The 14,532-nt window shown below is 49.2% G+C and carries 15 protein-coding genes; 4 read left to right on the forward strand and 11 right to left on the reverse strand.

Translation table 11 applies throughout. The features are described 5' to 3' along the window. The first annotated feature begins 246 nt into the window (after nt 1-246). Complete coding sequence (locus tag ACU8YC_RS01885; protein ID WP_446894950.1) at nt 247-1,161, forward strand: bestrophin family protein; 915 nt, start codon at nt 247-249, stop codon at nt 1,159-1,161. On the opposite strand, the gene ACU8YC_RS01890 is transcribed toward ACU8YC_RS01885, so the two are convergent. Next, nucleotides 1,158-1,535, reverse strand: a complete 378-nt coding sequence (locus tag ACU8YC_RS01890; protein WP_151225452.1) for a GFA family protein — start codon at nt 1,533-1,535, stop codon at nt 1,158-1,160. The genes ACU8YC_RS01885 and ACU8YC_RS01890 overlap by 4 nt on opposite strands. 131 nt (nt 1,536-1,666) lie before the next feature. Then, nucleotides 1,667-2,425: a trans-aconitate 2-methyltransferase gene (gene tam / locus ACU8YC_RS01895; RefSeq protein WP_446894951.1), complete on the reverse strand. Its 759-nt coding sequence runs from the start codon at nt 2,423-2,425 to the stop codon at nt 1,667-1,669. A 110-nt stretch (nt 2,426-2,535) separates the two neighbouring features. Here tam and ACU8YC_RS01900 point away from each other — a divergent pair, with 110 nt between their 5' ends. Continuing rightward, the gene (locus ACU8YC_RS01900; protein WP_446895160.1) at nt 2,536-3,069 is read left to right on the forward strand and encodes a GNAT family N-acetyltransferase; all 534 of its coding nucleotides are present in this window, start codon (nt 2,536-2,538) and stop codon (nt 3,067-3,069) included. 259 nt (nt 3,070-3,328) lie between these two features. On the opposite strand, the gene ACU8YC_RS01905 is transcribed toward ACU8YC_RS01900, so the two are convergent. From ACU8YC_RS01905 to ACU8YC_RS01935, 7 genes are read right to left on the reverse strand one after another with little or no spacing between them, the layout of a single operon-like run. Further along, complete coding sequence (locus ACU8YC_RS01905; RefSeq protein ID WP_279574369.1) at nt 3,329-3,799, reverse strand: hypothetical protein; 471 nt, start codon at nt 3,797-3,799, stop codon at nt 3,329-3,331. Then, nucleotides 3,786-4,550 carry a winged helix-turn-helix domain-containing protein gene (locus tag ACU8YC_RS01910; RefSeq protein WP_151219224.1) on the reverse strand — a complete coding sequence of 255 codons (765 nt, stop codon included), beginning with the start codon at nt 4,548-4,550 and terminating at the stop codon, nt 3,786-3,788. Before ACU8YC_RS01910 ends, ACU8YC_RS01905 begins: the two co-directional genes overlap by 14 nt. A gap of 55 nt (nt 4,551-4,605) precedes the next feature. Continuing rightward, entirely contained in the window at nt 4,606-5,262 is a 657-nt protein-coding gene (locus ACU8YC_RS01915; protein WP_151219225.1) for a fimbrial biogenesis chaperone, read from the reverse strand. A 7-nt stretch (nt 5,263-5,269) separates the two neighbouring features. Beyond that, nucleotides 5,270-6,613, reverse strand: coding sequence for a fimbrial protein (locus ACU8YC_RS01920; protein WP_446894952.1), 1,344 nt, complete (start codon nt 6,611-6,613; stop codon nt 5,270-5,272). After that, entirely contained in the window at nt 6,610-9,087 is a 2,478-nt protein-coding gene (locus ACU8YC_RS01925) for a fimbria/pilus outer membrane usher protein (RefSeq protein WP_446894953.1), read from the reverse strand. Before ACU8YC_RS01925 ends, ACU8YC_RS01920 begins: the two co-directional genes overlap by 4 nt. Continuing rightward, entirely contained in the window at nt 9,074-9,787 is a 714-nt protein-coding gene (locus tag ACU8YC_RS01930; RefSeq protein WP_252838833.1) for a fimbrial biogenesis chaperone, read from the reverse strand. Before ACU8YC_RS01930 ends, ACU8YC_RS01925 begins: the two co-directional genes overlap by 14 nt. Before the next feature lie 14 nt (nt 9,788-9,801). Further along, complete coding sequence (locus ACU8YC_RS01935; protein ID WP_446894954.1) at nt 9,802-10,356, reverse strand: fimbrial protein; 555 nt, start codon at nt 10,354-10,356, stop codon at nt 9,802-9,804. Nucleotides 10,357-11,054: 698 nt separating this feature from the next. Here ACU8YC_RS01935 and ACU8YC_RS01940 point away from each other — a divergent pair. Beyond that, the gene (locus tag ACU8YC_RS01940; RefSeq protein WP_252838779.1) at nt 11,055-11,342 is read left to right on the forward strand and encodes a VF530 family protein; all 288 of its coding nucleotides are present in this window, start codon (nt 11,055-11,057) and stop codon (nt 11,340-11,342) included. A 12-nt stretch (nt 11,343-11,354) separates the two neighbouring features. Beyond that, complete coding sequence (locus ACU8YC_RS01945) at nt 11,355-12,722, forward strand: glycoside hydrolase family 10 protein (protein WP_252838780.1); 1,368 nt, start codon at nt 11,355-11,357, stop codon at nt 12,720-12,722. An 83-nt stretch (nt 12,723-12,805) separates the two neighbouring features. Here the strand turns inward: ACU8YC_RS01945 and ACU8YC_RS01950 are convergent, their stop codons facing one another. Both ACU8YC_RS01950 and ACU8YC_RS01955 read right to left on the reverse strand, forming a co-directional pair. Beyond that, complete coding sequence (locus ACU8YC_RS01950) at nt 12,806-14,077, reverse strand: type II toxin-antitoxin system HipA family toxin (protein WP_252838781.1); 1,272 nt, start codon at nt 14,075-14,077, stop codon at nt 12,806-12,808. Then, nucleotides 14,070-14,384: a helix-turn-helix domain-containing protein gene (locus ACU8YC_RS01955; protein ID WP_151219231.1), complete on the reverse strand. Its 315-nt coding sequence runs from the start codon at nt 14,382-14,384 to the stop codon at nt 14,070-14,072. The genes ACU8YC_RS01950 and ACU8YC_RS01955 overlap by 8 nt, the downstream gene beginning before the upstream one ends. Between the last annotated feature and the right edge of the window lie 148 nt (nt 14,385-14,532).

The raw sequence follows: 14,532 nt of genomic DNA on the forward strand, positions 1-14,532 counted from the left end.
TACCCGTCCGGTCATTCAATATAAAGTTAGCATACGTTATCTGTTTCGAATGTGAGGTATTTTCCGAATGGTAATGATAAATCTTATTTAGTTACAACATACAATAAGCACTTTCAAAAAACACCGTTCCGTAACTACGGAGTTGACTAAGTTTTTAGCAGGGAAGAAGCTGGTGTGGTCAGAAGCTTGCAACATTGATCACAATCAAGTTTAATGCGTTGGCTTCCAACCATTTCTAAGATAACCATGATCGTTAGACCTCAACAACACTGGATACGCCTGATTTTTGTCTGGCATGGCTCCGTATTATCAAAAATCTTTACCCGGCTGCTTCTTAATTTCCTTCTTTCTATTGTGGTTATTATCATCCTGCCATGGTATACGATGCAGGGTATCAAATTTACTCTGGCACCGTTCAGCATTCTCGGCGTGGCGATAGCTATTTTTCTGGGATTTCGCAATAACGCCTGCTATTCACGTTACGTTGAGGCCCGACACCTGTGGGGGCAGTTGATGATAACTTCCCGCTCATTACTGCGAGAGGTTAAAACCACCTTACCGGACGACGCTGATCTGAGGTATTTTGTTCATCTGCAAATCGCATTTGCCCACTGTTTACGCATGACTTTACGCCGACAGCCTCAGGCAGAGCCGTTAGCGAAGTACCTGAGCGAGAAAGATATGCAGACGGTATTTGCCTCACAATCACCGGCAAACCGCATCTTGTTGCTGATGGGCGAGTGGTTGGCCGTACGCAGACGTAATGGTCAACTGTCTGACATATTATTTCACAGTTTAAACAATAGGTTAAATGATATGTCTGCAGTACTGGCCGGTTGTGAGCGGATTGCTAATACCCCGGTGCCGTTTGCTTATACCTTGATCCTTCATCGTACTGTGTACCTGTTTTGTATCATGTTGCCATTCGCATTGGTGGTAGATCTGCACTATATGACACCGTTTATTTCAGTGCTTATTTCCTATACTTTTATTTCGCTAGACACGCTTGCCGAAGAGCTTGAAGATCCATTTGGCACTGAGAACAACGATCTGCCGCTGGATGCGATTTGCAATGCAATCGAAATCGATTTGCTGCAAATGAATGATGAAACAAATGTGCCAGCAAAGCACATGCCGGATAAGCATTACCAATTAACCTAGTTGCGCTCGTTTTGCCACCAGATCGGCCGTATCTCGTAGAACGAATGAAACTCTGGCGCCAGGTCTTCATCGTTAGGATCGTCAAAAGCCCCGGCTAAAAGCGCAATTACCGGGGCGTCATCAATAGCGCCCACAGAACTGCCGCACTGGGGGCAAAAGGCTCGACTGGCTGTCTCTGATGAGCGCCAGATTGTTGGTCTTCCGGCTTTTCCCGTCCATTCAACATTTTCCGCATCAAACTCAATCCAGACGACGGTCGGTGCGCCAGTATGTTTCTGGCATATATTGCAGGAACAGGTATGGGAATTATTAGGACTGCTGGCAGTGAAGCGGATAGAACCACACAGACACCCACCAGTGTAGATTTTAGACATAACAACCCCCGTCATAATCACGTTGCAAGACACTAGCAGATGCCCGACATTGCCACTAGATACTTATGATAAAAAGGCGAGGGCGCTCATAGACGATAGTTCATTCCTGTGATCTATCTGATGATAAATGCTTAATTATTGCGTCTGGCAACAATAAACAAACGTGGAAATGCCAGCAAAATTTTGCCATTTTCCTGTAGTGGATATTGCTCCTGAAGTAATTCATGATAGCGCGCCAGGTACTGACGTTGCTCGCTTTCACTCAAATCCTGCAACCAGGGACGCAGGCCTGTAGAGCTTACCCAGTCGATAATCGCCTGATGAGAATCCATAATGTGATAATACGTCGTACGCCAGATATCCACCTCACAGTCCGCCTCGGTCAAAATATCATAATAGGCATGTACGCCAGGTAGCGGCGCTCGGCCCCGATCGGGGTAACCCTGTTCATAAGCCACTTCGCGCATCAGAACGTGCGTAGGTTCCAGCCAGTTATCCGGCATTTGCACCGCCAGAACGCCGTTGTGACCCAACAGTGATACCAGATTTGGGAACAGATCATAGTGTTCGGGTACCCACTGTAACGATGCATTGGCATAAAGCAGATCCACGGGTTGCTCTGCCTGAAACGTACTGATATCCGCTTCAATAAAATGGCATTTTGGTAATGTGTTGCGCGCTTCATTCAGCATCGCGGGTGAGGTATCAACCCCAGTTATTTGAGCTGAAGGCCAGCGCTGATGCAGTAATGCTGTACTGTTTCCCGGACCACAGCCAAGATCGACAACTGAACGAACACTTTCTAACGCCACTCTGCTAAGTAATTCCGCTGCGGGCCTTGAACGTTCAGTTTCATATTGCAAATAAAGCGAAGGGTTCCAGTCGGCCATGTATGAATCTCCAGTATAAGAAGAAAAGGCGGAAAGGGGGTTCATTAGTCCTTGCCGATGAGCAGCTTCTTTTAGAAGATTATATGAAAATGAATGATAAGGGCAGATTTATGCTGGAAACATCGAGACTGATTCTCCGTCAGTGGGAAGCGAAAGACAGAGCGCCATTCGCCGCGTTAAATGCCGATTCCGATGTGATGCGTTTTTTTCCGGCTCCATTGCTACGCACGGAAAGCGACAATCTTGCTGCAAGATTCCAGGAAGGCATTACAGAGCGCGGCTGGGGATTTTGGGCCGTTGAACTACAAGAAACACACCAGTTTGTGGGCTGCGTAGGTTTACATCCACAACCTGATAAGTTTCATTTTTCACCCTGTACTGAAATAGGCTGGCGTCTTGCGAAATCATTCTGGCATCAGGGGTTGGCATTGGAAGCTGCCGAAGCCTGCCTGACTTTTGCTTTCGAGGAACTGGCGTTAACTGAGGTGGTTTCATTTACTTCGGTGCAGAACAAACCGTCTGAGAACCTGATGATACGCCTTGGCATGAGTAAAGCAGAAGAGTTTGTACATCCCGCGTTACCGCCAGATCATCGATTAGCACAACATGTCCTGTATCGTCTGATTCGCAGCAGCGCCGTTTAACACTATGTTTCAGCTGCACAAGGACGACCAAAAAAACTCAGGTTCTTTCTTACTCTATCTAAGTGCGCATAATGTATATTATGTTAAATGAAATTTATACCGCATTAGGCTTCTAACCCCATGGACCTGTCCACCCTTCGCCCCGTCTGATTTCTCTGTCTAATAACCAATCATGAACAAAGTTCGCTCTCCTGCAGTTGAGATGCTTTGAGCAAAGCACTCTGTATGCAAACGCTATACAGAGTGCAATCTCAGTGGTTTAACGCTGACAAAATACCGACGGCGAACGGCTGGTATAGAACTGCCATGTACTGCTATTGAGTCGCAATATGCTGAAATAAAATGGCTCTTTGGGTTTAAGGAAAAAATCTGGCAACGTTCTCGCTAACAATGGATGAATGTTAGTGCCACCGGAACTTGAAGCGACATTTCCGGATTCCATAAAGTAATCATCATCCTTGCGGGTAAAGGTAAACCAGACATTTTGATTTACCGCCAGATTTTCACCGTTATTATCAGTGATTTTTCCGCGTAAAATAGCCACCCCATTGCTGCCATTAAAAACGTATCTGACTGAAATATCACCACGAATATCTGGATACTCCATTACTAATTCTCCAGAGCAATCGAAATGCGACCGCTGCCAGTTTTGTAACGTCACCGTGGCTGCAATTGTTAACGCTACTGCTAAGATGATGCCTAGGCACCATTTTATATTACGTCCCCACATGTCTGGACTCCGCGAAATAATAATGGGTCACACAATCATTATCCCGCCAGCGACTAAATTGCTTTCGACAAGTTAATGCGGAGATCCGCGGGAAATTGGGATACAGCGTGAGATAAACCCAGGGATAGCTTTGACAATCCAGCGTACTTGTTTTGATAAACTGCTGGTGCTGATCAAATTTAAGCACATCCTGATTGGCGTACCAGTGACATCCCTCCCCTACGCTTAATGGCACATAACGACTGAGTCTGGGATCAAACTGTGCCTCCCAGGTCACTATTGCGGCGAAAACGCAGCACACCACACTCGCCAAAATCCAGCACAGTGTGCGCATACGCAGTGATTTTGTCACTGTGTTTACCGACGTTACCGATGGCGTGACGGGGTGATCGCTGAGCGGCTCTTCGATCTTCTGTTCCAGCACTTCCAGTTGCGGCTCCAGACGGATCCCGACTTTCGGTACGGTTACGATAAGTTCTTCATTCAGGCTAAGTTCTTTAAAAGCGCGACGTAACAAGGAGATATTCTGATAGAACGTATTATTGGTGACCTGCGCACCGTTAATATACCAGACATGCTCAAAAAAATAATCACGGCCAATAACTTGACCCTGTTGTTGAATTAATAATAGTAAACAACGGGTTGCCGGATTGCTTAATGTTATACGTTTGGTCTCATCTGATTTCGCGTAGAGTACGTTCCGCTCTGGCCAGAATACAACGGTACTGTTAAGCAAAAACACGTGTGCCATTATGTTCCCTGAATATGGATTTTTGTCATTTTAGCTGGTGCGAGCACTGCCAGCGTTAATTTACGACAGTTGAAAATCCCCAACGATTTCCTTCATCGTTAATCACAGTGAAGTTTATCTTATTATTCAGCATTTCAGGAGGCGCGGATTTAAAAATTACCTGCCGGGAACGTGGTGAAACCACTATTCCAGTTATGGAATAGTCTCCTGAAGATACATTAGCCAGAGTTATGTTCCAGGAACTCTGATTAACAGCATAAATTTCCCCACTTTCATGGTGAAAACTCAGAAGATTGATGCTTTTTTCAGTCAACACGCCTGTGTTTTTCGGTCTCCATAGGACTTTTAGCTGATTTCTTAACGTTAAGCGCACTTTTTCACCAGTTGAGCTACTTTTCACCTCCGCTGGAACCTGGTACACGTTGAGCCAGAATAATGATTCGCGATCGTTGGCAAGCCCCGCACCGGTCGTCATAACCTTTATCTCGCGTTGTTCGCCGGGGAGAATTTTTAGCACCGGGGGAAGCACGATAAAAGGCGAACTGGCCTGTGATGGCCCTTTCTCTGGGGTGCCGTCATCTACCCAACTTTGAACCACCACGGGATATTTACCGTCGTTGACTAACATCACCGAGCGTTGAGTCTCTCCGTGGTTGAAAATGACCCGAGTAGTACTGATGTTAACCGCCGCATGTAGGCCAAATGCCAGCATCCAGAGGCTACTGAATACGCAATAAAACTTGTACATGTGACTGGTAGCTCCCCGCCGTTAACGTATCCGCGCCAAAACTTGCCAGACGAGCTTCGAAGCTTTCGCTGTAGTAATTGATGCCATCCTGGCTGCCATTTTGCTGCGTATTGCTGCCAATGACTGGCATCCAGCCGCCTTCGCTACCGCTACCGACAGTCGACACCGCCATAAAATTCACCGGATTACCCGCACGGTAAACACGCACGCCAACGCCGCGAGCACGCCCGGGAGCGCCATATTGCGTATCCAATAGCCAGGTTACTGTTTTACCGGTAATCAAATTAAAACCCCATGCGCTGTTGACGCTGCTTTCCGGCGCAAGCAGCCCCATTGCGACATTGCTCTTCCCGGTCGCAACACCGGAAACCACCGTTGATTCGCAGGCAAATCCTATCTGGAAGGGGGCTGAGGAATATTCCCCTTGCTTAAGCTGAGCCACGGAAATTGGCGGCAGATGCACTACCGGCGTAAAATCAGTGACCTGACACATTGCTGCACGTTTGACGAAGATCCCGTTGTTGTACAGGCTGATCACTGATGGCCAGTCATTCGCCCAGCCAGCCCAATTTCCACCACGGTGCGGCTGACCTATCTTGATACCCCACGAAGTTGTACTTGGCCCACGAAAAACCACGTAAGCATTGGGATTCACATAGCTATTATAAGTAGCAGACTGTGCCTGGTTGGCGTAATAGCGTGTATCCAGCGTTTTAATCAACTCGGCACTTATCGTCGAGAAGTTCTTGGCCTTAATCAGGAAGTTGCCATTGGTGTCAAGATCCAGGTTCTCCAGTGGGCGTTGCTGCCAACTGTCGGTAAAGACGCTACCTGTCGCGTCATGCGTCAAGCGTAATGCGACGTTTTTCATTATGGTCAGATACGCGCAAGGTACATCCGTTGCTTCATACCAGCCAGCCACGATGTCATCGCCGTTCGTTGACCAGGCTTCATAAAGTTGCCCGGCAGTGTCCGGTGTACAACGGAAAAATACCTGCTCAGGATCGTAACCACCGCCTTTATGGGCATATGTAGTAAAAGGGATCCCGCCGCTGGAAGTCAGGATCGTCCCTGCTGGCTGAAAGCTGCTATTACTTGTGATATCAACAGACTTACTCAATCCCGGCAATAATCCGTTCCAGGCATCGTTGCCGCCGCCGGAGCGCCAGTCATTGGCGATGCCGTCCGTACTTGCACTGAGTCTGTGGGTGCCTTGTGCACCACTACTCCCTGATTTGTATGGATAAATAATGTATTCACAGGCGGCCTGCGTTTGGCAAGAAAACAGCGCCAGCACCAGAAAAAATAGTCTCATGAGCGCCCTTTTATTACGCAATCCACCGTTAATGCAATTAATGGTTCTGTACGTTGTTGTGGGTTAAGTTTCCACGGCAACGAACAATCACTGCTTTCCAGCATCAATAGTCCCTCTTCGTCTTCAACGCGGGCATATACCTGATTAGCCTGGGCAACCATCCCCACTACCCGGCCTCGACTGTCGGTCACTGCCGCTCCCATCGGTAACGTCACGTCACTCTTCACAGTGATGAGTAACGGATAGCCAGAGAGCGTTGCAAAACGCAGTTTTACTGCGGCCCCTGCCATTGGCGCAATGCGGCGTTGACTCTCCTGAAGCTCTGCGTTGGTGTTCATTCCGCTACCGTCGAGAGTCACGTTGTTATAGCGATAAGGTGTCAACGAGGGGACCAGCGCATAACCCCCACTGTTCACGGTTGCACCCTGTCCACCCCCTACTCTGGCTCCCGCAGCGCCTGGCGCTTCTACCAGAGCAAATGTGTCGCCAACCCACGGGCCGGCAACGATGCCATGGCGATGTACAACGAGTGCCCCGCGAACACCAGCAGCCCATTGTTGATAGTTTTGTGACTGTGAAACGCTGCCGTTTAGCGTGCCGAAAGCAGTATTTTTTTGCAGCGAACCACTCCAGTCGGTCACGCTGTTCGATTCCTCTTGCCCTTGTTGCCAGCCCGTGGACAGCGCGTAATTGAGGGTTTCATCCTGATCAAGCGCACCAGACAATGCCAACTGTGCATTGCGCCCTGCATGTTGAGCCTGACTCGCCGACAGCGCCAGCGTATGCTCACGTTCGCCTATACCGAAAGGCATTGAGACGGTAATCGTTGCCATGTTTTCTTTTTGCACTTGTGACCGATCGCCGTTACGCCACCAGGTATCCTGTCTGCTGAATGACATACCTAACGTTATTCGTCCAAAGGTGGTGTTATAACCAGCCTGCAATTGTGTGCTGTTGCCACGGTCACTGTAGTAATCCATCATTGATCCCGACAGCCATAGGTTTCCGTAGCTGTTCAGTGTTTGGTTCACCGTAACGGAGAACTGGTTTTTTTGACGCAGTGTATCCGAGCGCCACTGCGCATTGCTCCCACTGACGCTTCGCTCACCCAGGACGTCACCGTAGTCACGATACCCTTCTGTGGAATAGCGATACCCCGCCAGCGCGACGTGAGTGCCTGTCGGGTTGAACGTTTTGCTCCAGTTGGTTTGCAACCGCCAGCCACTCATAGTTTGAGAAGAAATCTGGGCCCGCGAACCGGTAATATCGACACCAAAAGCGCCCATCGATGTAGCCAGAACGCCTCCCATCAGCAGTGCCTGATAGTCGTCGCCGATCCGCAAAGCGCCATTGGCGGTCAGGAGATTCGTCATCCCGCGCTCCAGCGTGAAATCGGTAAACAGACCATCGGCAGCGCTGTAATCCCGGGTCTTCCCTGCCACCAGACCGTAGCGCCAGACGCCGGGACGCAGTGATAAAGGTACGCTGGCATATGGCACGGTATAGCTACTCTTTTTGTTATCGGCGCCGGTGATTTCAACTTGTAAATCACCGTCCCAGGCTGTATTCGGCAAATCATCAAGTACAAAGGGGCCTTGTGGCACGCTGGTTTCGTAAAGCGTTCGACCATTCTGCTTGACCACGACACGTGAAGGTGTCGATGCCGTGCCACGAATTTCTGGGGCGTAGCCGCGTCGCGACTGTGGCCACATCCGTTGATCGGTTTCCAGTTTGACACCTGTAAACGCCATACTGCCAAGCAGATTTCCCGAGGTGTAGCTTTCGCCTACCGTCAGTAAACTCTCCAGTGTTGCAACAGGATGTTGAAGCCAGGTTTGCAGCGCATCCCAGCGTTGGCTTTCACGATCGCCATCGCGCCGCCAGTTGGCAGATGACTGTTGGCGAAATTGCCAACTCCCCATATTGAAGCCGCTGCTCAGACCCAGCCAGCCGTAATCGCTTTGCTGACCGTTATTTTTATTGTGATAAGCGTGCAGATTGTAGTTACTGAACAGCACACTCTCGCCACTTTGCCACTGCGACGGCGGTACATAATCCATTGGGGTACGTTTTAATGCGGCCTGAGGCACGCTGAGATTCAGACGCAACAGGCTCTGGTCAAAATCCCACCGTCCACCGCTGATCCGAGCTTCAGGGGCGAAGCATTCCTGCGCTTGTTCCGGTGCTGCTGTTACGCCCTGTTCATCCCAAAATTTAGCCGGAAGACAAGGTTCGGTACGCCCTGCGGTATTCTGGCGAAACAACACATCATCCCGCCCTACATATTGTCCATTGAACCAGATATCCACGCTATAACGTCCCGCAACCACGGCATCCGGATCGTTGAGCATTGCCAGGCCTTTCTCGTAGCCACTTCCAAGCAACAATGTTTCATCAAAGGTGTAATCGCTGGCAAAAACAGGCATCGCAATGGGCAAAAACAGCCACCACCAACGTGGATTAGTCTCGGACATTGTCCTGCTTCTCCAGCGCCACACGCCCGCTTAATGAGGCTCCTTGATCGTTAATCCAGCGCATTTGCGCGTCGTTCAATTGCGAAATTTTTGCAGGCCATGACATCGTCGTCCATGGTGCGATCGTTTCGCTCTGAATGCGCTGTTTTTTTCCCGTACCGCTGACGTCAAGTGACGAAAGTGCGAGATAGTAACCACTGTTATTGCGGAAATGCAGCTTGCCATTCTGCAGCCAGACCCGGCTGGTGTTCGCCATCTCCAGCGGTGAACCCACCAGCCCTTTCGGTCTGACCAATACTTTTACGCGGCTACGCACCAGCACCAGAAGCTGGTTATCGGTTTGCGCGTCCTTATTTGTGGGCGGGATCTGAATGAAGTTAAACCACCACAGTGATTCCCTGTCCTGTGCGACGGGTTTACCGATGTAACGCAACCGCACAGTTTGCCCCGCGTGGGCCGCCATCCGAAAGACCGGTGGTGTGGTGACAAAAGGAGCGGCCGCAGTTTGTGGTATTGATTGTGCATCGCCATCATCAAGCCAAACCTGAACAACGCCGGGGACGTCGCCGCGATTAGTTAATTGCACGCTGACTTCCCGACTGTCTGCCGGATAGATTATCCGGTTGCCGGTCATCACTATGCTTGCCTGCGCGTAGAAGCACATCATCATTACTGCCAAACTAATAGCCAATCCTTTCATCACGCAGATCTCGCTTACAAATAGGAAATGGCGTATTGCACAGTGCCAACGACTGTCCCGGCGGTTGCCCCACCGTTCGGGCTATAATACTGCACGGCAAAGTCGTACTCACCGGATGTATTTCCGGCCGCAACGGTAATTCCTGCAACCGGAGTTCCAGTACGTAAATCGATCGGCGTAGTACCCGCGCTATCGGTCAGCAGTTGTAATTCAACATTTTGCGCGGTACCTGTATTAGCCAGGTTACCGCGTTCGGTCATATTATTTGCAACGAAGACGGTTTTAATATCCAACGCGTTAGAATCAACTGTACAGCCGGTCACGCCGAGGGTGAATGTTGTCAGGCCTGCTGAAGATGCTGCTGACGCGAGATCGCTTTTCGCAACAGATGGCAGTAATACTACTGGCCGTGCATTTACACCGTTAACCGTGACTTCGCAAGTTTGTTCGGTCACTTCGCCTTTAAAGGTGATGGTATTTGCTGAATCAGCATACGCTAACTGCGCAAACAATAATGCAAGGCCACCAGCTGCAAATATATAACTGGCATGAGGAATATTGGTTTTCATATTGTCTATCCTTAATTAATAAATACACTGGCATCGTAATAAAATGATGCAATAACCCTTCTCCGCTTAGCGTGGAGTATTTATTCAGGGATGCAGAGACATCAGTAATGTCTTATGACACCGTAAGAGTAACCCTACGATGACGGCTAGTTTAAGAATAATCCCAGAAATTAAAACCTTTGTTTTCTCAAATCATATTAGGTCGATCTTAAATAAGATCTTAATTTCGATATTTTCATTCTAACTAATTGCTTTTATTGAGTTTTAATGATAATGATAATTTCCATAAGAAAAATTTTCTTAACCTGAATCAAATACAATAATAACGATGTTTATCACAAATTAATGCAGCAACAGTCATCCAGATGACTGAGATGATGTTATATTTCCCTCATGAATTGAAGCTTCAATTAACATTGCCAAACTGAAATCCCCACAGAACGAATTAAAAATTAAAGCGGGAATGCCCGCCAGCGTGACGATCAAGACCGGTGAACGAACCTTGATGAGTTACCTGTTTAAACTGTTAATTGCCCGTCTGAAACTGGCCTTTAAAGAGTATTGAACCCTCCATTGCCGGTATGGCGTTCTGCTTGCGCGTCATACCGGTTTCTGCCATTGCTGGCAGCTTTGCTTTCTTGTAACCTTCTTTCCGTCGCACTACTGACAAAATCTGGAACCACTGAACTGGACTTCATATGAATGCTCATATTTCTAAAGACCCTTTACATGGCGTAACGCTTGAAATGCAGGTCAATGCACTGGTTGATCGTTACGGTTGGGCTGAGCTGGCACAACGCATTAACATCAACTGTTTTAAAAATGAACCGAGCGTTAAATCCAGTCTGAAGTTTCTGCGTCGTACGCCGTGGGCGCGGGCAGAAGTTGAAGCGCTGTACCTTGATTCTCTGGATGACCAGGCCTCAAATAACACCGCCAAACCGGCCATTGATCCCTGGGCTAACAGCCGCAACAAGAAGAAATAAGAGCCAAATCTGATGTCTGCATCCGGTTTTATTTCAGGAAATTATCAAAAAAAATTGGCGAATTTACTCGCCCGTTCCCGAGCCAGACTGCCGCTCACCAACATGAAATGGTTCACGCTGCTGGTAGGTAGTATGTTGCTACTCGGCAGTTGTTCTTCACAGCCGCCAGGTTCCAAAATCACCCCACAGACTCCGGTAAACAAATCACAGCAGAGCAAAGAGCCAGTGCGCGGTATCTGGCTGGCAACGGTTTCGCGTCTGGACTGGCCACCGATTCCATCTGTCAACATCAGTTCGCCTGGCGTTCGCATCAGTCAGCAGCAAAAAGCGCTGACTGACAAGCTGGACAATCTGAAACGTCTTGGTATTAATACCGTTTTTTTCCAGGTAAAGCCTGATGCCACCGCGCTATGGCAATCAAAAATCTTGCCGTGGTCAGATACTCTGACGGGAACGATTGGTCAGGATCCGGGCTACGATCCGCTCCAGTTTATGCTTGATGAAGCGCATAAACGCGGCATGAAAGTCCATGCGTGGTTTAACCCCTACCGCGTATCCGTGAACACCAAACCTTCGACAATCACCGAATTAAACAATACGCTGTCACAGACGCCTTCCAGCGTTTATGTTCTGCATCGGGACTGGATCCGCACCTCGGGCGAGCGTTTTGTGTTAGATCCCGGCATTCCGGAAGTTCGCGACTGGATAACCAGCATCGTGGCTGAAGTGGTTGAGAATTACCCGATTGACGGCGTGCAGTTTGATGATTACTTCTATACCGAGTCTCCCGGTTCTGCGCTCAACGACAGCCAGACTTTCAGACGATACGGCCAGGAATTCGCATCCAAAGCAGACTGGCGGCGTGATAACACGCAACGTCTGATCGCCCAGGTTTCACAAACCATCAAGAAACTCAAACCTGAAGTCGAGTTTGGCGTCAGCCCTGCGGGTGTGTGGCGCAACCGTTCGCACGATCCAGCGGGGTCCGACACGCGCGGCGCGGCAGCGTATGATGAATCATACGCCGATACCCGCCGCTGGGTGCAACTGGGGCTACTGGACTATATCGCCCCGCAACTGTACTGGCCCTTCGCCCGCGATGCGGCACGATACGATGTGCTGGCAAAATGGTGGGCAGATGTCGTGAAATCAACCAACACTCGCCTCTATATAGGGGTGGCGCTTTACAAAGTCGGCGAGCCGTCGCGAAAAGAACCAGACTGGACGGTTAAAGGCGGTGTACCAGAGTTAAAAAAACAGCTCGATCTGAACGAGTCGGAACCGCACATTAACGGCACTATTCTGTTTCGCGAAGATTATCTTAATCAACCGCAAACGCAGGAAGCGGTAACTTATATTCGCAACCGTTGGGGACGTTAATGGTTGTCCTCTGGTCTGTTTAGCGGGGAAATTTTTCCCCGCTCAGGCCGACGTCTTCAGTCCATGTGGGGACTGTCTCGGCATCACCTGGACATTAACCTGCGGACATTATCATTAATCTGTTTCTGTATCGTATTCAGCGTAGTTTGTGTTATCTGATCGGCGTATTTGTCTTTGGCTGTAACGCTTAGCGCTGTCGCATAGTGGCAGATCTTGTCGATTATGGCGTTCACATGCTCAGCTGATAGCTCGGCTTCCTGTTCGCCAAGCTGCTGCAGGTGCTTTCTTTCGATATCCAGCGCTTCTCCCAGCACGTCCATTTGGTGATATCCGCCTGGCCCTTCGCACCAGGTCACGTCGTAAGCCGGGGCCAAAGTCCAGTTTCCGTCGGCTGACATTAAATAGGCAAAGTTTTTGGGATGATCATCGCGGTTGTTAAATGCCACGTTGAAAACCACGCGTTCGAACGCTTTCGCTTTTTCTCTGACATCATTGGTACAAATCTGTGTGGCGCGCAGAAAATCCCGGTAATCTAAAGCACCGGGTATCTGGTAATTTGCACCGGTAAATGCCGCCAGACTCTGCATAGGAATACGGACCGACTGCTCACGGTCGAAACGACGGGTAGCAAACGCCGCCTGCTCGTCAGGCAGATTGAAATACGCTGTATCTGGCGTGGTAATCCCACATTGCCGCAAACATTCTGCGTATACTGCTTCGATGGCACATACCTCGGCATGCTCGTGCCTGGCAGGAAATTTAATCAACCAGCTTTCGCTCCCCGGGAGGGGCACAGTGGTGAATTTTGACGTGACACTGTCACGATAAAGTAACGCTTTTGGCCTTGCCCCTTGTGGTGAACCTCCCATCTGGAGAAGTTTTTGCAAGAATTCCCCGCCTTCTCCACTCAGGACTTCCTGAACCTCAGATGCCAGTTGTTCAAGAGGAACATCCTCTTTTGAAAGTTTCTCGACATCTGACTGAACGGGCCGGAACGTCATGGCACCCATTGCGTTATTGCCGACCCAGGTTAACCTCTCCAGAGGTCCTATGCGCGCTGCGTTGAGTCCACGGCGTTTAAATAACCGATCCATCAACAGCATCCCCCAGCCATCAGGTAGCGAATCGTACACGGGACCAGGTAATCCCAATTGATGAGCCGGGAAATCCCTGCGTAAACGGGGACCGTTCAGCGGTAACGTTAGCCGGGACAGCTCCAGCCCCTTACGTATGGCGTCTTCACTGTATTCAAAAGCGATCAACGGGCGTCCGGTCAGGGCTGTGGAAGACACCAGTTTTCCCCACAACCATTTTTCACCCCAGCCTTCATAAAAGACATCGACTTGCTCAGGCATCAGTATTTTTCCTTTTCACCCGCTGGCGTGCTGCGCTCTTCTCGTAACGCAAAATATCATCCAGACTGTCAATCCTGGGTTTAAATAAGCCCTCCAGCGCCTCACCATAGCCTAACACCATCGCGACTTTGACCAGATTCTCAAATCCTACATTCTTACCCGCTTCCAGATTTGAAACGGTATTCACACCGACCCCTGAACGCGCGGCAACATCAGCCTGCGTCATTTGCCGCGCGAGTCGTTCCTTACGCAATCTGTCGCAAAGTAGTTTGACGATATCGGCTGCTGTATTGAGCATTAAATCCATAATATTGGCTCTTATAGGGATAAAATAGACTTTACACCCAATATTATAGAGTTAAGCGAGGAATGATTCAAAGTTTTGTAAGACACAATAAAAAGGAGTTAAATCGATAATTCGTGGTTAAGCATCATTATACTGGAGTTATCCGGGC

Source organism: Citrobacter sp. VF227, assembly GCF_052950715.1.

What these genes read in the sequence shown, in the direction of transcription:
- ACU8YC_RS01885 (WP_446894950.1), top strand. Translation starts at nt 247, where the DNA reads ATGATCGTTAGACCTCAACAACACTGGATACGCCTGATTTTTGTCTGG.
- ACU8YC_RS01890 (WP_151225452.1), bottom strand. Translation starts at nt 1,535, where the DNA reads ATGTCTAAAATCTACACTGGTGGGTGTCTGTGTGGTTCTATCCGCTTC.
- tam (WP_446894951.1), bottom strand. Translation starts at nt 2,425, where the DNA reads ATGGCCGACTGGAACCCTTCGCTTTATTTGCAATATGAAACTGAACGT.
- ACU8YC_RS01900 (WP_446895160.1), top strand. Translation starts at nt 2,536, where the DNA reads ATGCTGGAAACATCGAGACTGATTCTCCGTCAGTGGGAAGCGAAAGAC.
- ACU8YC_RS01905 (WP_279574369.1), bottom strand. Translation starts at nt 3,799, where the DNA reads ATGTGGGGACGTAATATAAAATGGTGCCTAGGCATCATCTTAGCAGTA.
- ACU8YC_RS01910 (WP_151219224.1), bottom strand. Translation starts at nt 4,550, where the DNA reads ATGGCACACGTGTTTTTGCTTAACAGTACCGTTGTATTCTGGCCAGAG.
- ACU8YC_RS01915 (WP_151219225.1), bottom strand. Translation starts at nt 5,262, where the DNA reads ATGCTGGCATTTGGCCTACATGCGGCGGTTAACATCAGTACTACTCGG.
- ACU8YC_RS01920 (WP_446894952.1), bottom strand. Translation starts at nt 6,613, where the DNA reads ATGAGACTATTTTTTCTGGTGCTGGCGCTGTTTTCTTGCCAAACGCAG.
- ACU8YC_RS01925 (WP_446894953.1), bottom strand. Translation starts at nt 9,087, where the DNA reads ATGTCCGAGACTAATCCACGTTGGTGGTGGCTGTTTTTGCCCATTGCG.
- ACU8YC_RS01930 (WP_252838833.1), bottom strand. Translation starts at nt 9,787, where the DNA reads ATGAAAGGATTGGCTATTAGTTTGGCAGTAATGATGATGTGCTTCTAC.
- ACU8YC_RS01935 (WP_446894954.1), bottom strand. Translation starts at nt 10,356, where the DNA reads ATGAAAACCAATATTCCTCATGCCAGTTATATATTTGCAGCTGGTGGC.
- ACU8YC_RS01940 (WP_252838779.1), top strand. Translation starts at nt 11,055, where the DNA reads ATGAATGCTCATATTTCTAAAGACCCTTTACATGGCGTAACGCTTGAA.
- ACU8YC_RS01945 (WP_252838780.1), top strand. Translation starts at nt 11,355, where the DNA reads ATGTCTGCATCCGGTTTTATTTCAGGAAATTATCAAAAAAAATTGGCG.
- ACU8YC_RS01950 (WP_252838781.1), bottom strand. Translation starts at nt 14,077, where the DNA reads ATGCCTGAGCAAGTCGATGTCTTTTATGAAGGCTGGGGTGAAAAATGG.
- ACU8YC_RS01955 (WP_151219231.1), bottom strand. Translation starts at nt 14,384, where the DNA reads ATGGATTTAATGCTCAATACAGCAGCCGATATCGTCAAACTACTTTGC.